The organism is Bradyrhizobium sp. LM2.9 (assembly GCF_054056555.1).
Genome location: NZ_JBSRYJ010000002.1, coordinates 454,981 through 472,793 on the forward strand (window position 1 = coordinate 454,981; position 17,813 = coordinate 472,793).

Below are 17,813 nucleotides of genomic sequence, written 5' to 3' on the forward strand. Positions count from 1 at the left end.
ACAGCCCGAGGCTTTCCTTAACGAACGGCAGCTTCCAATTTGGTCGCAACCGGTACTGATGCGAGATGCAGCCTATTGTCGCCGCAGCTCAAGCCGAGCGTTGCCAGCCATACTATAATGATCCTCATCCCGTCCTATCCCATGATAAAACGAGGCTGAAGACGGCGCTTACGTTCCCGGCAGATGTCGCATCAAGCTTTCACGGATGTGCCGCGCAAGTTCGGTGGCGGCTGGCGGCGCGTGGCCGTTAGGCATATGCAGGTTGATCGCAAACGGAGGCAACTCAGGCAGGCCCGCTTCTGTAGGTACGATCTCGAGGTCGGCCGGCACGGTCGAGGTGAGCAAAGCCGTGATCGCCAAGTCTGAGCGAACGGTAGCCGTGCTGGCATCGATGCTCCCGCTCTCAAACACAGTGCGCCATGCCACGCCGTGCTCACTTAGCGCTTGAAGGACCGCAGGCCGGAATCCGCATGTTTCGGCGACCATCGAAACAGGAAACGGCGTTTTCAAATGTGCCGAGCCGGACTTTGCACCAACCCACACCAAGCGATCGACGATCAGGCACTCGCCACGGGACGGCCCGAGCGGTTCTTCGATAAGGGCAACATCAATCGTCCCATCCAGGGTGCTCGCCAGAAGATCAGGAGACGCGGCGCAAACGAGCATGATGTCCACCAACGGATGGTTCTCAGTGTAGGTTTTCAAGATTGGAGCGAGCCACGTGCCGGCGAGATCGTAGGGAGCGCCCAGGCGAACTTGCCCGCTCATCGCCTCGGTAGTCATGTCTGACCAAAGCTCGTCATTCAGGACCAGCAGACGACGGGCTTTCCCCAGCAACCGCTCTCCTGTGGCGGTGAGCCGAATGCGTCGGCGATCACGCGTAAAGAGAGCGCCAGACAAATCCTCTAATCGGGCGATCTGCTGACTGACGGCGCTTTGAGACAGGTGCAGCGCATTTCCGGCCGCCGTCATGCTGGCATGATCGGCGACGGCTACGAAGGTCCGCAGAAGCCCCATATCGAGATTACGACTCATCCTTGTATTATGGATCGTAATGCATTCCATGCACAGCATGCGTTTCCATAATGGACTGCGGCGCGGTAAATTCTCGCTTCAATAAACAGGGGCAGAGAGTGACTTCCACCGAGTTCTTACCGCTTATTCTCTTCGTTATCGTTTCGACGATCACGCCAGGAGGCGCAACGACCCTAGCCACAGCCTCGGGCGCTCATTTCGGTTATCGTCGCTCCATACCGCTCATGGCCGGCATCGCGGTGGGCCTTGCTTCAATGGCGGCCTCGGCCGCTGCGGGCTTGGCGAGCGTTTTGCTGGCGCTACCGTCCTTGCAACTCGCTATGAAGGCGATCGGCTCGCTCTATCTCTTGTGGCTTGCCTGGAAGATCGGTCGCAGCGGACCTCCCCATCTCCAAGCTAATCTCGCGAAACCGACCAGCTTCCTCGGCGGGGTGTGGTTGCTATGGCACAACCCGAAAGGCTGGGCGATGACGCTGGGGGCCGCAGCTTCCTTTGCTGCGCTTGCGGGCAACCCGTTTCAACTCGGTGCGCTGCTCGGGTGCGCATTTGGTATCGCCGCAATCCTGTCTCTCTCGCTCTGGTGCGCCGCCGGATTGCTGCTCGCTCGCCTGCTCGAAACGGAGATGCAGTGGCGCGTCCTCAATGTCCTTTTAGGGGTTTTGCTCGTCATTTCGATCGTTCCGATGTGGCTCTAATGATTGGGGAGGCAATAAGAGCACCATTCCCCCCGCTTTAGACGGATCCGCGTATCCGGAAACGCGAAGACCCCGGAACAGTTCGTTCAGACGCACGTGATCTCGAACGCCACGGGCGGTTTCACTTATCATCCCAACCCGCGTCAGAAACTGCGGTTCGGATGCGCCAAGGACAACACGGACCCGCAATTCATGCAGTCGTTGTACCCCTTGTTCATCCAAGAGGTACTGCCTCTTGATCCCAAGAGAGTGGTCGATCCGGACGGTACGCGACGCGGATCATCGCCAGTCGAGTGTTACCTGAAGGCCCGCTTCGAGTCCTTGATGGTGGGATCTACTGTGGCTCGATTCCCGCGGCCTTGATGATCCGTCCCCATTTGCCGATCTCGGCCTTCAGGAAAGCCTCGAGCGCCTCCGGCGTCGCGCGCTCGGGCTCGACCGGAGCCATGCTGAGTTCGGCAAAGCGGCTGATCAGGGCAGGATCCTTCAGGGCTGTCTGCAGCGCGCTCACGAGATGGTCGATCACCGGCTTCGGCGTGCCGCGCGGCGCGTAGAGGCCGTACCAGGTCGTGACGTCGAACTCGGGAACGCCGGCTTCGGCCGAGGTCGGCACGTCAGGCAGCGTCCCGACGCGTTTCTTGCTTGTGATCGCGTAGCCCTTGATCGTGTTCGACTGGATATACGGCGTCGGCCCGGTCGCGGGATCGCAATAGACGTCGATGTGGCCAGCGATGACGTCGTTCAGCGCCGGTCCGCCGCCTTTGTAGTAGATCGGCGTAAGCTTTGTGTCGGTGGTGTTCATGAACATCAGGCCGCAGAGCTGCGAGGCCGAGCCGAGACCGACATTGCCGAAAGTCATCTTGTCGCCTTCGCTGCGGATGCGCGCGATCATCTCGCCGAGATCCTTGGCCGGAAAATTCGGCCGGGCCACCAGGATCATCGGCACGTCGGTGACAAGCCCGATCGTGGCGAAGTCGCCGACGGGGTCGAACGGCAGCTTGGCATAGAGGGAGGGTGCCGTGGCCTGGCCGACATGCATCAACAGCAGCGTGTAGCCGTCAGGCGCGGCCTTGGCGACGCGGTTGGTGCCGAGCGTGCCGCCGGCGCCGACGACATTCTCGATGACCATCGACTGCTTCAGCGTCGCGCTCATGGCGTTGCCGAGGATCCGCGCGATGACGTCGCCGGGGCCGCCGGCGGAGAAGGGCACGATCATCGTGACCGGGCGGGTGGGGTAGTCGTCTGCGATCGCCGCGCCACACGGGCAGAGCAGGAAAAACAGGAATCAGCGATCGTACGAGATACGTCATCGAACACTCCCTGGCGGCATTTTTTTAGTCGTCGGAAGGCGCCGCCTCCTTGGCCGCCGACGATTTTTCGATCATGTCGAGCGCGGCCACCGCGGCCGCGTTGATGTGATCGACGCAGCAACGTTCGGCGAGGTCTGCATCGCCGTTCTGGATGGCACGCCAGATCGCTGTCACCTCGCGCAGGCTCTTGTTGATCCGTTTCGGTTGCGACATCGACGTGATCCGCAGCAGTTGAATGCGGTCGTGGAGCGGCTTGAGCATGCGCTCGATGAAGGCATTGCGGCAGCCGCCGATCAGCGCGCCGTAGAAGTCGGTCTTGGCTTCGAGGCACCCGACCAGATCCTGCTTGGCGGCGGCGGCCTTCAGCCGCGTGAGGGCGTCCCCGATCCGGCGCGCCACTTCGGGATCGTGAAGCCTGGCGCATTCGCGGCCGGCGAAGCCTTCGAGGACCGCGCGTGCCGTGTAGAGCTGCCGGGCCTCCTCCAGGCTGATCGTCGAGACCACGGGGCCGCGATGCGGGACGGTATTGACGAGCCCGTCGGCCTCGAGGGCGCGCAGCGCTTCGCGGATCGAGGGACGGCTGACGCCCATCATCTCGCAGAGCTCGCGCTCGACCAGCCGCTGGCCCGGCTTGAGCGTTCCGGACATGATCGCCCCGCGCAGCTTTTGCGCGACCATCGCCCGGACGGTCGGGACGTCCTCGATGCGAAGCGACTGCAGTTCCGTGCGTCTGTCCATGACTGGCCTTGGTTTGAGGGCTCAAAACCGGTTTACAGGCAGAATCATCATTTCGGCAATTTGAACGTGCGGGGGCTGGTCGAGGGCAAAGACGATGGAACGGGCGATGTCGGCCGGCTCGAGCGCCATCCTGAACTGGTCGAAATAGTCCTTTTCCTTCTGCTGATCGCCGCGGTAGCGGGTCAGGATGATGTTGGTCCGGGTCAGGCCGGGCTGGAGCTCGGTGACCCTGATCGCAGTTTCCGCCAGCTCGCCCCGGAGGGTCTCGGTGAACATGTGCACGCCCGCCTTGCTGGTGCTGTAGGCGGCCATGTCAGGCACGATCCGGACCGCGTTGATCGAGCTGATATTGACGACATGGCCGGCATTGCGCTGGACCATGCCGGGGAGGATCGCGCGCGTGACGCGCATCAGGCCGATCAGGTTGGTTTGGATGATGTTGGACCAGTCGTCTGCGGAACCAATGTCGAAGCGTGTCCGTCCGCCGATATCGTGGCCGGCGTTGTTGATGAGGACATCGACCGAATTGAAATGACCGGGAATGGCATCGGGCAGGCCATCCACCGCCTTTGCGTCGCTGATGTCGAGCTGGATCGGAAACACCGCATTGCCGGCCGTCGCCGCCAACTCCTGAAGCGCCTTGGCGTCGCGATCGACCAGCACGACGCGGCGGCCGCTTTCCAAGAGCGCCTTGGTGATAGCGCGTCCGATGCCGCCGGCGGCGCCTGTCAGCACGACGGTCTGGCCCGAATGTTCCGTCATAACAACACTCCCATTCCAATGCTCTCATGCGACCGACCAGCCGCCGTCGATCGGCAGGCTGGCTCCGGTAATGTCGTTTGCGGCGGTTCCACAGAGAAAGACGACCATAGCGGCGACCGCATCCATTTCGACGAAGCGCTGCGTGGGCTGGCGCTCGCCGAGATACTCACGGGTCACGTCGTCTACCGGTCGGTCACTGTCCGATGCAATCGCCGCGATCTTGTTCAGGATCGCGGGCGTCGGCAGCGTGCCGGGGCAGAGCGTGTTGCAGGTGATGCCGCTGCGGGCTGTCTCAATGGCGACGGCGCGGGTCATGCCCAAAATCGCCGTCTTGGTGGTGACGTAGTCGATGCGGTCCTCGACTGCGCGGCTCGAATAGATCGAGCCCATGTTGATGATGCGGCCCCAGCCGCGCTGCTTCATCGCCGGCAGCGCCAGGCGGATCAGATGGAACGGCGCAGACAGATTCACGGCCAGCGCCTGCTCCCATCGATCGGGCGGAAACTGCTCGATTGCGGAGAAATGCCTGATAACGGCGTTGTTGACGAGGATATCGATGGCGCCGCAGCGGTCGAGCAGGTCCGCCATCATGGCCTCGATCGCCTCGCGTTGGGAGAGATCGACGCCGGCCGCGATGATTTCGACACCGAAGCGGGCGCGAAGGTCATCCGCGGCCTGCTTCGGCGCGACGAGATCGTGAAGGACAATGTTGGCACCCGCGCCGGCCAGGCCTTCCGCGACGGCCAGTCCGAGGCCCGCAGTCGCACCAGTCACGAGTGCCCATTTGCCCTTCATCGTAGCCACGCTGCGCTATTTGTTGTCGAGTTCGGCGAAGACGTCCTTCGCGTTTCGGAATGCATCCACGCCGGCCGGCACGCCGCAATAGATCGCAACCTGCATGAAGACCTCGCGGATTTCCTCGCGCGTTGCGCCGTTGGCGAGCGCACCGCGCACGTGAGTCTTCAGCTCATGCGGCCGGTTGAGCGCGCACAGCATTGCGAGATTGAGAAAGCTGCGGGTCTTCCGCTCCAGCCCTTCGCGCCCCCAGACATAGCCCCAGCAATATTCGGTGGTGAGATCCTGCATCGGGCGGTTGAAATCGTCCGCGGAAGCGATAGCCTTGTCGACGAACTCGTTGCCGAGCACGCTCTTGCGGATTTCGAGGCCGCGGTCGTAAGTCGCCTTGTCCATGTTGTTCTCCGTTGTCAGTTTTTCGGCCAGAACGGCTGTGCCAGTGCGAGCGCTGGAGGGAACACCGTCACCGGCACGCCTGCCTGCCACTGCACGATGGTCATGCCGGCGCCGACGCGGCGGCCCTTCTCGTCGAACTTGATCTCGCCCAGCGGATAGTATTTCGAGGGGCCGGCATCCATGGTGCGCAATGCCTCGCCGACGGCGACGCGATCGGCCTTACCGGCTTTCTCGAGCGCGTCCTTGATCACCCACATGTCGCCGTAGGTGGAGATCGCGTTCTGGCGTCATCCACGGCTCCTTGTAGCGGGTCTTCAGTTCGGCGATCAGTGCCTCGTGGCCCTTGGCGCCCCAGCTTGCGACGCAGGTCAGTACGCCCTGAAGCAGTTCGGGGCTGACGGTTTGCAGCATGTCCGGCTCGGCGATCGCGATGCCGAACGAGATGGTCGGAACCTTGCCCTGGCCGAGACCGAACTCGTTCATCTTCTCGAGCAGCAGCTTCGCGTCCGAGATCACCGTCGGCAGGAAGAACAGCAGATCGGGTTTCGCCGAACGGATCTTCTGCACCAGCGACGTCGCATCCGCCAGCGGCGGCGTGAACGTCTCGTCGACGATCAGCTGCAACTGGTTCTCCGCCAGAAGGCCTTCGCGCATCGCCTTTGCGGAGGCGATCGAGGCCCCCGTGTTGTCGGTCAGGATCGCGACCGTCTTCGGACGCTTGCCGGAGGCCGTCTCCGCCAGCTTGATGATCTGGGGCAACGCTTGCCGCGCCTGCGAACCTGCGGTGGCTGCGGTCTGGAATACGTATTTGAATCCGCGCTCGGTGATGAGGTCGGAGTAGGAGAGGGTGAGGACGGGCAGGCTGGCGCGCTCGGTCACCTCCGTGACCGCGAGCGTGAACGAGGACAAATACGCGCCGCTGGCCGCGACCAGATCGGTCTCCTGCGCAACCATGCGCTGGGCGGCGTTCTTGGCCTTTTCCGTGGTGTCGCCGGAATCGAGCACGACGAGCTTCAGCTTGGCGCCGCCGAGTGCCTTGACGCCGCCTTGCGCGTTGATGTGATCGACCGCCATCTCGGCGCCTTCACGCATCACCGTTCCCGGCCGGGCATAAAGCCCGGAGATCGGCACCAGCAGGCCGACCTTCACTTCCGCAGGTTGTTGCGCCCAGGCGCGGGATGCGATCAGCGTACCGGATGCGCCCGCCAGCAGCGTTCGCCGCGTGATCGTGATCTTGCTCTTCGTGGTCATGACAATTCTCCTCCCTGAAAAAACGCGCGACGCTGTTAGGATTTCTTCGGCCAGAACGGCTGCGACTGCGCGAGTTCGGGCGGATAAACGGTGACAGGCACGCCCGATTGCCATTGCACGATGACGACGCCGGCGCCGACGCGACGGCCCTTCTCGTCGAATTTGAGTTGACCGCCTGGATAGTATTTCGAGGGACCGGCATCCAGGGTGCGGAAGGCCTGCGCGACCGAGTTGCGGTCGGCCTTGCCGGCTTTCTCCAGCGCCTCCTTCATCAGCCACATGTCGCCATAGGTCGAGATGACGTTCTGCGTCATCCAGGGCTCCTTGTACTTGGCCTTGAGCTCCGCGATCAGCGCCTCGTGACCCTTCGATCCCCAGTTGGCGACGATGGTCATGATGCCTTGCACGGTCTCCGGACTCACGCTCTGGAGCATGTCGGGCTCGGCAATGGTGATACTGAACGACACCGTCGGAATTTTGCCCTGGCCGAGGCCGAACTCGCTGATCTTCTCCAGACCGAGCTTGGCGTCGGAGACCGCGTTCGGCATGAACAGCAGCAGGTCCGGCTTTGCAGAGCGAACTTTCTGGATCAGCGGGGTCGCATCCGACAATGGCGGCGTCCAGACTTCCTCGACGACGAGCTGGAGACCTTCCTGCGCGAACAGCTTTTCCTTCAGCGCTTTGGCGGTGGCGACGGAGGTCGCGGTGTTGTCCATCAGCATCGCCACAGTCTTCGGCTTCTTGCCCGATGCATTCTCGGCAAGCTTGATCAGCGTCGGCAGGCCGAGCTCGGACTGGCGGCTTGCGGTCGCGGCGGTCTGGAAGATGTATTTGAAGCCGCGGTCGGTCAGCAGGTCCGAATAGGACAGCGTCAGCACCGGCAGTTCGGCGCGCTCGGTCACCTCGGTCACGGCGAGCGTGAAGGACGAGAGATAAGCGCCGGTGGCGGCGACGAGATCGGGCTCCTGCGCCACCATGCGCTGCGCCGCGTTCTTGGCCTTCTCGGTGGTGTCGCCGCAATCGATCACGACAAGCTTCAGCTTGGCACCGCCGAGCGCCTTGATGCCGCCCTGCGCGTTGATGTGCTCGATGCCCATCTCGGCGCCCATCTTCATCACCTGGCCGGGGCGGGTGTAGATGCCCGACAGCGGCACGATCAGTCCGACCTTGACCTCTGCCGGCGTCTGCGCGCGTGCCACGCCGGCGAGGCCGACGGCGGCGGCGCCCGACAGTACGGTCCGGCGCGTCAATCCCTTCGATGTCTTGCCTTTCGAAGTCTTGTTCATTTTGGTTCTCTCCCTGGTCTTTGTTTTTTTGTTCGTCACATACCGAGATAGGCTTTGCGTACGCGGTCGTCGGCGCGCAGCGTGTCGTTGTTGCCTTCGAGCACGACGTGTCCGGCTTCGAGGACGTAGCCGTGATCTGCTGACTCCAGCGCTTCCGCGACGCGCTGCTCCACCAGCAGCATGGTCAGCCCGGACTGACGCCGGATCTCGATCAGGCGCTCGAAGATGAAGTCCGCAGTCGACGGCGCGAGCCCCATTGATGGCTCGTCCAGCATCAGGAGTTTTGGCGAGGAGGCGAGACCGCGGCCGATCGCAAGCATCTGCTGCTGGCCGCCGGACATCGTGCCCGCAAACTGATTGCGGCGTTCCTTCAGCACCGGCAGCCATTCGAAGATGCGCTCGATATTGGCCTGCCAGTCGCGCCGGCCGCTCTCTGTCATCGCGCCCATTTCCAGATTCTCCATCACGGTCAGCGATGGGAAGACCTGGCGGCCCTCGGGAACATGGGCGATGCCGAGATGGGCGCGCTGCGGCGGCGGCACCGCGAGCAGATCGACGCCGTCGAATGAGATAGCCCCGCCGCTCGGCTTCACGATACCGGAAATTGTCTTGAACAGCGTGGTCTTGCCGGCGCCGTTGGGCCCGACGATCGCAACGAATTGACCTGCACCGACATTGATCGACACGTCGTTCAGGACGGGTTTTGCGGAGTAGCCCGCGCTCAATCCCTCAATTCGCAGCATGGGCCGCCCACTTTTTGCCGAGATAGGCTTCGATCACGCGGCTATCGCGCGTCACCACCTCCGGCAGGCCCTCGGTGATGACGGCGCCGTGGTCGAGCACGAGAAATCTGTCGACCAGCCGGACCATGGCCTGCATGGTGTGCTCGATGATGGCGATGGTCATGCCGTCGCGTGCAAGTTGCTGGATCACGGCGACGACCTCGTCCGCCTCGCCATGACCGAGGCCGGCCAGCGTCTCGTCGAGCAGCAGGATGCGTGGCTGGCCGGCAATCGCGCGCGCAAGCTCCATCAGCCGCAGCTCCTTGGTCGAAAGTTCACCGGCGACACGACCGGCCACCGCAGAAAGCCCCACGCGGGCAACCGCGTCGGCGGCAAGCTTGCGTGCCTCCCCGTCGGAGCGCGCACGCACATAGGCGCCCACCACGACATTGTCGAGGATCGACATGCGCAGGAACGGCCGCATGACCTGGAAGGTGCGGCCGACGCCGGCCTCGCAGATTGTGTGCGGCCGCTGGCCGGACATGTTGCGGCCGTCGATCAGAACCTCGCCCTGGTTCGGCTTCAGGAAGCCGTTGAGGAGATTGAACAGCGTGGTCTTGCCGGCACCGTTGGGGCCGATGATGCCGAGGATCTCGTTCTTGTGCAGCTTGAAGCTGACATCCTGCACGGCCTTGAGGCCACCGAAAGAGCGCGAGAGGTTGCGAACCTCAAGCACGACCTCGCCGGTCGCGGCGCGCTGTTGCGAGCCGGGCTTCAGTGTCGTCACGTTGGCGGCGGTCGCTCGCGGAGCGTCGTTGACCGTTGCTTTGGACGCATCCCGTTTGCGCAAGAGATCGCGCAGTTTCCAAAAGAGGCCTTCCGGTGCCAGCAGGATCACGCAGACAATGGCAAGGCCGAAGATGACGCCCTGGATGCCGGGGATGCGCGCACCGGCCTCCGCGTGCAGGATTTCGGCGAGCGGGATCAGAATGACCGCCCCGATGACCGGACCCCAGACCGTGCCGACGCCGCCGAACATCACGACCGTGAGCGCCTGCGCGGACACCAGCATGCCGAACACCGAGGCCGGGGTCACGACCAGCAGAACCTGCGCGTAGAACCCGCCGATGGCAGCCGCGATTGCGCCGCTGAGCGTGATCGCGCGGAGCTTCCAGGCCAGCGTATCGATTCCGGCCGCTTCGGCCGCAGCCTCGTTCTGCTTGATCGCGAGCAGCGCCATGCCGAAGCGCGAGCGCTCGATCACCTGCGTCAGCACGATCGTGGCAAGCATGATCGCGAGCCCCAGCAACGTGTAGAGGTGAGGATCGGCGAACTGCATATAGGCGATCGGAGCGTCACGCTTGATCGGGAGCGTCACCTCCTGGAATCCGAGCCACTCGAACACGTAAAGAATGGCGAGCGGGTAGGCGAGCATCGCCAGGGCGAAGTAGTGGCCCTGCAGGCGGAAGGTCGGAAATCCGATCAGGAGCCCGGCGATGCCGCCGAGCATGGCGGCGACCGGAATCAGCAGCCACGGCGAAATATCGAAATAGATCTGCCCGAGCGCGGTGGCATAGGCGCCGATCCCGAAGAAGGCGGCGTGGCCGAACGAGATCAATCCGGTGTAGCCGCTGAGCAGGTTCCAGGACAGCCCGAATACCGCCCACACCGGCACCAGGGTCAGGATGAGCTGGTAATAGGAGTTCGTGACGCCGAGCGAGACCACGGCATAGGCGATCGTGAACAGCAGGGGAGGAAGGAAGGAGCGCATCCGGAGCATGGTCACGTCCTCTCGACCATGCGCCCGAAGAAGCCTTGCGGGCGAAAGAAGATGATAAGGAGAAAGACGGCGAAGATCGCTGCGTTCTGCAATTGCGTCGGCAGGATCAACGTCGACATCTGCTGCACGAGGCCGATCGTCATCCCGCCCCAGAAGGCGCCGATGATGCTGCCCATGCCGCCGAGCACGACACCGGCATACATGACGATGACGTATTCGAGGCCGACGAAGGGGTGGAACGGATAGTTGGTTGCGAGCAGGCCGCCGGCGATCGCCGTGATGCCGCAGCCCAGTGCAAAGGCGGTGCGATGGGCGCGGTCGACGTCGATGCCCATATAGGTCGCGGCGGTCGGATTGTCGGCGGCGGCACGGAGTGACTTGCCGATCCGCGTCCGCGCGATCAATAGCGAGAGCAGCGTCATGATCGCCAGCGAAACGATCGCGTCGATGCTGCGCGCCTTGTTGAGGAAGATGCTCATATCGAAGTAGGGGCCGAGCTCCCAGGCCGTGCTCGACAGCGGCGTGCGGATCGAGGCCAGCACGGATCCGAACACGATGAGGCCGCCGTTCTGCAGGATCAGCGCGATGCCGAGCGTGAGGATGAGCTGGGCGTAATGGCCTTCGCCCTCGAGCGAGGCGGTGCGCGTGCCTGAGACGTGCGAGATCAGGGCCAGATGGACGAAATAGCCGAATACGGCAAGCACGGGCCCGGCGAGCAGGATCGCGACGAACGGCCCGACGGTGTTGCCGAACAGCGTCTGGATCCCGGCGGCGGTGAAGAGATAGAAGGCGACATACATGCCGAGCATCATGAAATCGCCGTGGGCGAAGTTGATGACGCGCATGACGCCGAAGATCAGGCCGAGCCCGACGCACATCAGGCCGTAGACGGCACCGATCAGAAGGCCTGCGGCGAGCGCTTGAAAGAATCCCTCCATCAACCCGGCCTCCGCGCGGCGCCTGCGCCGGCCTGCTGACGATCATGCGTCGATGGTGCTAATAGACTGGTCTCCAAGTCGACCATGTTTCCCCCGTACTCTCCGGCACTTCTTATGATGCCGATCGTAAAACCCGTTCCGGTGCGTCCAGACGGCACTGTGCTGCGATGGCACTGGCATTGCCGAGCTGTTCGCAGTCGTCGATGAGTTGCTCCAGCCGGTGTGCGCGGTCCTCGCCGAGGGCGCGGCTGGCGGCGGCGCGAAAACGCGCGCGAATATCTGAGGGTGTGGCGGCAATGACATCGGGCAACGCGTGCCGGATCGTCCGGCCGCCGCGCAGATGCACGGTCACATCCGCACCCTGCTTGCCGGGGAAGGCAGCGGTGAAGCCGGCATCGGCCTTGAGGTCCGTGACCGAAACCAGGCGGATGATGTCGGCATCGTCGAGCCCGGCATAATTCTCTTCCGCGATCTCGCCCCGCGCCAGCGTCGCGGCGACGCTGAACGGAATGCTCATCTTGGCCTGAAGCGCGTTGCGGTAGGGCCCTGTGGAGTCGCAGCCGGGATAGCGAACGGCGGCATCGGGCGCGCGAATGACGACGCGGTCGATCTCGTCGGCGCCGGCGAGCTCGCGCGACACGCGAAGCGCCGCCTGTGCGGCGGTCTGCGCGAAATTGCAGGCCGGGACCGGCTTGTTGTAGACGGCCATGATCTCGCTCTCGCCATTCGGGAATAGCGCGACGTTGTCGGGCGCGGCCTGGCGGCGATATGCGGCGAACAAGCCGGCTTCACCTTCGAGAATCGTTTCCGAGCCGAAAGCGCCCGCTGCGGCAAGGCCAATCGCCTTAATTGCGTTGCTGGCGGCGAAGCCCGGATGAAAATACATGTCCGAGCTGCCGGCATGCGGCCACTCGTTCAGCCCGCTCGACGTATTGGCCGCGATCGCGATGGCGCTGGTCGCGGCGTCCTCGGAAAGGCCAAGCGCGAAACTTCCCGCCAGCGCCGCGCCGATCGGTGCAACCAGCCCGGTCGGCCGATACAAGCGCGCGAGATCTGAGCTGACGAGCGCGCGGCCGATCCGCGCACCGGTCTCGTACCCGATGATGGCAGCTGTCAGCAGTCGGCCCCCGTGCAGCGGCGTCTGTTCCGACAGCGCGAGAAGGGTCGGCCAGATCACGACGCCGTGGTGCGCGATGCTGGCCGCATGCATGTCTTCACGGACGAGACCATGTCCCATCACGGCATTGGCGAAGGCTGCGTCGGCCGGCGAGGAGGGTTGCGGTCGTCCGACGATCGTCGCGCTGCCACCGGCATTCGCGATTGAAACAGCCTGACGGCTCCAGGGATGATGGCCCGCCTCGAAGGCGCAGGACAAGAAGTCGAGCAGGCAAATCTTCGCCTTGGCGACGACTTCGGACCCGAAATCTCCGAGGTCGAGCGCAATCACGCGCCGCGCCATCTGGCGCGCGAGCGATATCTTGCCTGATACGGTCGGGCCGATCGTCATCGCAGTCGCTCTCCCCGAGGGTTTTGCGCGATCAGCCACGCATCTCGACGCCGGCCCACTCCTCGAGCACCTTGGCGATCGAGGTGAAATCGGACGACGCGCCGTATTTGGCGTTGGTGATCGCGAGCATCTGCCGCACCACCGCGCCGCAGACCATCGGCACACCCATGGCCTCGGCTTCGTCCACGCACAACCGGACATCCTTGTAGGAAAGGCCGGTGGTGAAGCCGAAATCGAAGGTGCCGGGCAGCACCGCGCGGGGGAATTTGTCTTCGGAGGCGCTGTTGCGGCCGCTGCTGGCATTGATGATGTCGATCAGCACCTTTGCGTTGACGCCGCCTTTGACACCCATCGCGACTGCTTCCGACGTGATCACCAGCGCCGCGGCCGCCATCAGATTGTTGGCGAGCTTGGCCGTCTGCGCCACGCCGGGCTTGTCGCCGGTGTAGAACAGCTTGCCGAAATTCTTCAGGATTGGCTGCACGGTCTCGTAGGTTGCCTGCGGGCACGACACCATCACGGCCAGCGTGCCGTTGACGGCGCCCTTGATGCCACCGCTCACGGGCGCATCGACGAGTTGCATTCCTTTGGCCTTGAGGCCTTCAGCGACGAACTTCGCCGTGCCGGGACCGGAGGTCGAGAGATCAATCACGATCTTCGCACGATTGCCGCTGCTGATGCCGTCCTGTCCGAGTGTGACGGCCTTGACGATGTCGGGTGTCGGCAGACTGGCGAGCACGATGTCGGCGCGCGAGGCGACGTCGGCTGGCGACTTTGCGAGTAGCGCGCCGCGCTTGACCAGCGGCTGGGTCGCCTCGACTTGCGTGTCGTAGATGACGAGCGAATAGCCCGCGTCCATCAATCGCCCGGCCATGGGGCCGCCCATGCGGCCCGTGCCGATCACGCCGAGAATCTCTCCCGCCATCGTCTACTCCCTGTCGCGCGATCCCGTGACGGGCGCGCCTTCTTGATATTCTGGTCAAACGTTTTCGCCGGTCGGCCTTTTCTGCCGCCGTCGTCGTGGCAGCGGGATCCCGCGCCAGCGGGCCGGATTGTTATGTTTGTCAGACAAGCTGTCAAGCATAACATTTGGGGTCGACAGTTTGCCGAGGATCGGCATAAGGTCCGGCAAAACGAGGAAGACGCCCCGCGTGCCGCAAGTCCCAACTTCGAGTGTGAGCAAGACGCTCGCCGATTTCGTCGCGTCCTCTTCATGGGCGGACGTCGAGGCGCAAAGCCACGAAGCGCGGCGATCGATCCTCAATTTCTTTGCGACCACGCTCGGCTCCGCACGCGATCCCGTCGTCATGGCCGCGATGCGCACGTTGTCGCCGTTCAGCGGCGTCGCCACATCAACAATCATCGGTCACTCGGAGCCGATGGACGCGCTGTGCGCCTCGTTTCTCAATGCCGTCTCGGCCAATCTGCTCGACTTCGACGACACGCATCCCGAGACGATCATTCATCCGGCCGCGCCGGTTGCCGCTCCCGTGCTCGCGCTCGCGGAGACGCGCAAGGTGTCGGGCCAGGAGGTGTTGACGGCCTTCATCCTCGGCGTGGATGTCGAGTGCCGCATCGGCAATTCGGTGTCGCCGCGCCACTACGCGCGCGGCTGGCACATCACCTCAACCTGCGGGATTTTTGGCGCGGCCGCCGCTTGCGCGAAGCTATTGGGGCTGCCGGCGGAAGGGATTGCGAACGCCATCGGACTCGCGGCGAGCCAGTCGGCCGGCAATGTCGAGAACCTGCCGAGCGCCGCCAAGAACGTCAGCGTCGGCAACGCGGCACGCAACGGATTGTTCGCCGCATTGCTTGCGCAGCAGGGTTATGAGGCCGCGCCGCGCGCGATCGAAGGTCCGCTCGGCTGGGCGCGCACCATGGGAGATGAGCCCGATCTCGCCCGCCTGCTCGAGGGTCTCGGCAAGACCTGGGAGATCGCGAAGAATACCTACAAGCCCTATCCGGCCGGCATCGTGTTCCATTCGGTGATCGATGCATGCCTCCTTATGCGCGGGAAAATCGGCCGACGGATCGACCAGATCGAGTCGGTAACGGTGCAGGGCTCGGCGCTGCTGCTTGCGCGGGGCGACCGCCCTGTCAACAACGAGCGTGATGCGCGCGTCAGTATCCATCATTGCGTTGCCTGCGGATTACTGCTCGGCACGGCCGGCGTTGTCGAATTTGCACCTGAAACTGTGGCCCGGCCCGATATCGCGCAGCTGCGACAAAAGGTGAGGGCGGAGCTCGACGGCGAGATGCCCGATGGCGCGGCGCGGGTCATCTTGCGTCTGTCATCCGGCGAGGTCCTCACCGAGACTGTCATCACGCCGCGCGGCAGCCAGGCCGCGCCGCTTGCAGATAGCGACATTGAAGAAAAGCTGCGCGAAGGCGTGCGCACTGGTCGGAGCGACTGGGATGCGGACCGCGTTATCGACGCAGTCTGGCTGCTCGATAAGGCGGATAACGTCGGCAATCTCCTGCAATCGCTGCGACCGCCGTCGGCGTCGCGCCAGACAACTTCCAACTAGAATCTCTCAAGACCTGAAAGGGACGATCATGAGCAAGACCGAACTGTTCGAAAAAGGCCTCAAAGTTCGCAAGGAAGTGCTCGGCGAGGACTACGTCAACAAGTCGATTGCCGGGGCCGACGAGTTCACGCGCACGATGGCGGAATGGTCGACCGAGTTCTGCTGGGGCGCGTTGTGGACGCGGCCCGGCGTCGACCGGCGCACGCGCTCGATCGTCAATCTGGCAATGCTTGGCGCGCTGAACCGCCCGCACGAGCTGAAGCTGCATGTGAAGGGCGCCCTGAAGAACGGGCTGACCAAGGAGGAGATCAAGGAGATCCTGCTGCAGGTCGCCGTCTATTGCGGTGTTCCCGCCGGCATCGACGCCTTCCGCAATGCGCGCGAGGCCTTCAACGAGGTCGATGCAAAGCCCTGAGCACGGACTATGTGAGTTGTCATGGCTGATCCGGAATACGAGCTCTTCGCCATCCGCTATGCAACGCGCGATGCGCAACGGAGCGAGCACTTCATCGGCGGCGACCCGCATGACGGGCCGATGCCGATGGACTATTTCATGTGGTTGGCGAGGGGAGGCGATCGCACCTTTGTCATCGACACCGGGTTCAACGCTGAAATTGCGAGGCAGCGCGGGCGAACATTCCTGCGCTGCCCGGTAGAGACGCTTCGCGCGTTCGATGTCGACGTCGCCGACGTCAAGGACGTGATCCTCACGCATCTGCACTACGACCACGCCGGCAATTTCGATCGGTTTCCGAACGCGCGGTTTCATCTTCAGGAGCGCGAACTCGCCTACGCCACCGGGCGCTATATGCAATATCCGAGGCTGTCGCATTCCTTCGAGGTCGAGGATGTCTGCGGGATCGTGCGGCTGAACTATGCGCGCCGGGTGCTGTTCTACGATGGCGACGCCGAGATTGCGCCCGGACTGACGGTTCATGCGGCCGGCGGGCATTCCGCCGGTCTCCAGTTCGTCCGCGTCAACACACGCCGCGGCCCTGTCGTGCTCGCCTCCGACGTCAGCCATTTCTACGAGAACATGACGAGCGAGCGTCCGTTCACGACGGCTTTTCACGTCGGCGACATGCTGGTGGGTTTTGACAAGCTGCGGGTCGCTGCGTCCGACGCGGCCCACATCATTCCCGGTCATGATCCGCTCGTGATGAAGCTCTATCCCGCGCCAAGCCCGGATCTGGATGGCGTTGCGGTCCGTCTCGATGTGGCGCCACCCCAGGCCATTCTGTCCCAGGGCGTTCAGCGAGGCGGCGGCGTAACCTAGGCTAGAAAAAATCGATTTTCGATTTTCTATTGACCCCCGCGCGCCGCCTTGCAATCATCCCAATATGGGTCCGCTTCAGTTCCATATGTCCGGAAGCCCCGGGGATGGTCCGCGCAGTCTGACGTCGGCGCTGCATGAGCGCTTGCGCGCCGATATTCTGGCGACGCGGCTGCTGCCGGGGCAGAAGCTGCATATCGCCGGGCTCGCCAAGCAGTTTTTCGTGAGCCTCGCCGCCGTGCGCGAGGCGCTGTCGCGTCTGGTCGCCGACGGGCTCGTGCAGGCGTCCGACCAGCGTGGCTTCCGCGTGAGTCCGGTGTCGCTTGCCGATCTCGCCGACGTGACGCAGACCCGGATCGATATTGAGGGGCTTGCGCTCCGCCGCTCGATCGAGCGCGGCGATGAGGCCTGGCTCGCCTCGGTGAAATCGGCGTGGGCGGATCTGAAGGCCGTCCCTTATCACTATCCCGACGATCCGACGGTGCACTACGAGGAATGGGTAATCCGTCATCGGATCTTCCATCGCGCGCTGGTCAATGCGTGCGGCTCGCCATGGCTGCTCGGCTTCCGCGACGTGCTGCATGAGCAGAGCGAGCGCTATCGTCGGCTTTCGATTCGCAGGGAGGTCGGTGGCAAACCGCGCAACGTCGAAGCCGAACACAAGACGATTGTCGCTGCCGTGGTGAAGCGCGATGCAGATGCGGCAGTTCGCGCATTGTCAAAGCACTTCGGCACCACCAAAGATTTTGTCGAGCTCGCTGCCTCGCGCATTGCGGAGGTAAGCCGCGCGACCTGAC

Annotated in this window: 17 protein-coding genes and 1 pseudogene; 5 read left to right on the top strand and 13 right to left on the bottom strand. The window is 63.6% G+C overall.

The window, feature by feature from the left end; genetic code table 11:
- Positions 1-168 precede the first annotated feature (168 nt).
- Positions 169-1,035 carry a LysR family transcriptional regulator gene (locus tag ACVWW3_RS03680; RefSeq protein WP_456650899.1) on the bottom strand — a complete coding sequence of 289 codons (867 nt, stop codon included), beginning with the start codon at positions 1,033-1,035 and terminating at the stop codon, positions 169-171.
- A 98-nt stretch (positions 1,036-1,133) separates the two neighbouring features.
- Here ACVWW3_RS03680 and ACVWW3_RS03685 point away from each other — a divergent pair, with 98 nt between their 5' ends.
- Positions 1,134-1,730, top strand: a complete 597-nt coding sequence (locus ACVWW3_RS03685) for a LysE family translocator (protein WP_456650898.1) — start codon at positions 1,134-1,136, stop codon at positions 1,728-1,730.
- Positions 1,731-2,064: 334 nt separating this feature from the next.
- On the opposite strand, the gene ACVWW3_RS03690 is transcribed toward ACVWW3_RS03685, so the two are convergent.
- The 12 genes and pseudogenes from ACVWW3_RS03690 to ACVWW3_RS03745 all read right to left on the bottom strand — a co-directional run bounded on the left by ACVWW3_RS03690 (position 2,065) and on the right by ACVWW3_RS03745 (position 14,140).
- On the bottom strand, positions 2,065-2,946 hold the full coding sequence (locus ACVWW3_RS03690) for a tripartite tricarboxylate transporter substrate-binding protein (protein WP_456671873.1): 882 nt from the start codon (positions 2,944-2,946) through the stop codon (positions 2,065-2,067).
- A gap of 118 nt (positions 2,947-3,064) precedes the next feature.
- Positions 3,065-3,778, bottom strand: a complete 714-nt coding sequence (locus ACVWW3_RS03695) for a GntR family transcriptional regulator (protein ID WP_354105059.1) — start codon at positions 3,776-3,778, stop codon at positions 3,065-3,067.
- A gap of 21 nt (positions 3,779-3,799) precedes the next feature.
- Positions 3,800-4,540, bottom strand: a complete 741-nt coding sequence (locus ACVWW3_RS03700; RefSeq protein WP_456650897.1) for an SDR family oxidoreductase — start codon at positions 4,538-4,540, stop codon at positions 3,800-3,802.
- 24 nt (positions 4,541-4,564) lie between these two features.
- Positions 4,565-5,335 carry an SDR family oxidoreductase gene (locus ACVWW3_RS03705; protein ID WP_456652070.1) on the bottom strand — a complete coding sequence of 257 codons (771 nt, stop codon included), beginning with the start codon at positions 5,333-5,335 and terminating at the stop codon, positions 4,565-4,567.
- A gap of 15 nt (positions 5,336-5,350) precedes the next feature.
- Positions 5,351-5,731, bottom strand: coding sequence for a carboxymuconolactone decarboxylase family protein (locus tag ACVWW3_RS03710; RefSeq protein WP_247348098.1), 381 nt, complete (start codon positions 5,729-5,731; stop codon positions 5,351-5,353).
- Positions 5,732-5,745: 14 nt separating this feature from the next.
- Positions 5,746-6,982 (bottom strand): annotated as a pseudogene (locus tag ACVWW3_RS03715) (ABC transporter substrate-binding protein).
- A gap of 35 nt (positions 6,983-7,017) precedes the next feature.
- Positions 7,018-8,268 carry an ABC transporter substrate-binding protein gene (locus ACVWW3_RS03720; RefSeq protein WP_247348102.1) on the bottom strand — a complete coding sequence of 417 codons (1,251 nt, stop codon included), beginning with the start codon at positions 8,266-8,268 and terminating at the stop codon, positions 7,018-7,020.
- Between the two features lie 35 nt (positions 8,269-8,303).
- On the bottom strand, positions 8,304-9,011 hold the full coding sequence (locus ACVWW3_RS03725; RefSeq protein WP_247348104.1) for an ABC transporter ATP-binding protein: 708 nt from the start codon (positions 9,009-9,011) through the stop codon (positions 8,304-8,306).
- Positions 8,998-10,770 carry a branched-chain amino acid ABC transporter ATP-binding protein/permease gene (locus tag ACVWW3_RS03730; protein ID WP_456672398.1) on the bottom strand — a complete coding sequence of 591 codons (1,773 nt, stop codon included), beginning with the start codon at positions 10,768-10,770 and terminating at the stop codon, positions 8,998-9,000. Before ACVWW3_RS03730 ends, ACVWW3_RS03725 begins: the two co-directional genes overlap by 14 nt.
- Positions 10,771-10,772: 2 nt before the next feature.
- Complete coding sequence (locus tag ACVWW3_RS03735; protein ID WP_247348106.1) at positions 10,773-11,708, bottom strand: branched-chain amino acid ABC transporter permease; 936 nt, start codon at positions 11,706-11,708, stop codon at positions 10,773-10,775.
- Between the two features lie 112 nt (positions 11,709-11,820).
- Positions 11,821-13,215 carry an MmgE/PrpD family protein gene (locus ACVWW3_RS03740; RefSeq protein WP_456650894.1) on the bottom strand — a complete coding sequence of 465 codons (1,395 nt, stop codon included), beginning with the start codon at positions 13,213-13,215 and terminating at the stop codon, positions 11,821-11,823.
- Positions 13,216-13,246: 31 nt separating this feature from the next.
- Positions 13,247-14,140 (bottom strand): NAD(P)-dependent oxidoreductase, encoded by an 894-nt coding sequence (locus tag ACVWW3_RS03745; RefSeq protein WP_247448288.1) that lies wholly within the window; start codon positions 14,138-14,140, stop codon positions 13,247-13,249.
- Between the two features lie 226 nt (positions 14,141-14,366).
- Between ACVWW3_RS03745 and ACVWW3_RS03750 the strand changes: the two genes are divergently transcribed.
- From ACVWW3_RS03750 to ACVWW3_RS03765, 4 genes are all read left to right on the top strand, one after another.
- Positions 14,367-15,743: an MmgE/PrpD family protein gene (locus tag ACVWW3_RS03750; protein WP_456650893.1), complete on the top strand. Its 1,377-nt coding sequence runs from the start codon at positions 14,367-14,369 to the stop codon at positions 15,741-15,743.
- Positions 15,744-15,771: 28 nt separating this feature from the next.
- Positions 15,772-16,158 (top strand): carboxymuconolactone decarboxylase family protein, encoded by a 387-nt coding sequence (locus ACVWW3_RS03755; protein ID WP_247348113.1) that lies wholly within the window; start codon positions 15,772-15,774, stop codon positions 16,156-16,158.
- A 21-nt stretch (positions 16,159-16,179) separates the two neighbouring features.
- Positions 16,180-17,019: an N-acyl homoserine lactonase family protein gene (locus ACVWW3_RS03760; RefSeq protein WP_456650892.1), complete on the top strand. Its 840-nt coding sequence runs from the start codon at positions 16,180-16,182 to the stop codon at positions 17,017-17,019.
- Positions 17,020-17,104: 85 nt separating this feature from the next.
- Entirely contained in the window at positions 17,105-17,812 is a 708-nt protein-coding gene (locus ACVWW3_RS03765) for a GntR family transcriptional regulator (protein ID WP_247348117.1), read from the top strand.
- Position 17,813: the final 1 nt, after the last annotated feature.

Coding starts and splice junctions, on each gene's coding strand:
- ACVWW3_RS03680 (WP_456650899.1), bottom strand. CDS start 1,035: ATGAGTCGTAATCTCGATATGGGGCTTCTGCGGACCTTCGTAGCCGTC.
- ACVWW3_RS03735 (WP_247348106.1), bottom strand. CDS start 11,708: ATGGAGGGATTCTTTCAAGCGCTCGCCGCAGGCCTTCTGATCGGTGCC.
- ACVWW3_RS03690 (WP_456671873.1), bottom strand. CDS start 2,946: ATGATCGTGCCCTTCTCCGCCGGCGGCCCCGGCGACGTCATCGCGCGG.
- ACVWW3_RS03705 (WP_456652070.1), bottom strand. CDS start 5,335: ATGAAGGGCAAATGGGCACTCGTGACTGGTGCGACTGCGGGCCTCGGA.
- ACVWW3_RS03765 (WP_247348117.1), top strand. CDS start 17,105: ATGTCCGGAAGCCCCGGGGATGGTCCGCGCAGTCTGACGTCGGCGCTG.
- ACVWW3_RS03710 (WP_247348098.1), bottom strand. CDS start 5,731: ATGGACAAGGCGACTTACGACCGCGGCCTCGAAATCCGCAAGAGCGTG.
- ACVWW3_RS03695 (WP_354105059.1), bottom strand. CDS start 3,778: ATGGACAGACGCACGGAACTGCAGTCGCTTCGCATCGAGGACGTCCCG.
- ACVWW3_RS03740 (WP_456650894.1), bottom strand. CDS start 13,215: ATGACGATCGGCCCGACCGTATCAGGCAAGATATCGCTCGCGCGCCAG.
- ACVWW3_RS03745 (WP_247448288.1), bottom strand. CDS start 14,140: ATGGCGGGAGAGATTCTCGGCGTGATCGGCACGGGCCGCATGGGCGGC.
- ACVWW3_RS03720 (WP_247348102.1), bottom strand. CDS start 8,268: ATGAACAAGACTTCGAAAGGCAAGACATCGAAGGGATTGACGCGCCGG.
- ACVWW3_RS03700 (WP_456650897.1), bottom strand. CDS start 4,540: ATGACGGAACATTCGGGCCAGACCGTCGTGCTGACAGGCGCCGCCGGC.
- ACVWW3_RS03755 (WP_247348113.1), top strand. CDS start 15,772: ATGAGCAAGACCGAACTGTTCGAAAAAGGCCTCAAAGTTCGCAAGGAA.
- ACVWW3_RS03760 (WP_456650892.1), top strand. CDS start 16,180: ATGGCTGATCCGGAATACGAGCTCTTCGCCATCCGCTATGCAACGCGC.
- ACVWW3_RS03725 (WP_247348104.1), bottom strand. CDS start 9,011: ATGCTGCGAATTGAGGGATTGAGCGCGGGCTACTCCGCAAAACCCGTC.
- ACVWW3_RS03730 (WP_456672398.1), bottom strand. CDS start 10,770: ATGCTCCGGATGCGCTCCTTCCTTCCTCCCCTGCTGTTCACGATCGCC.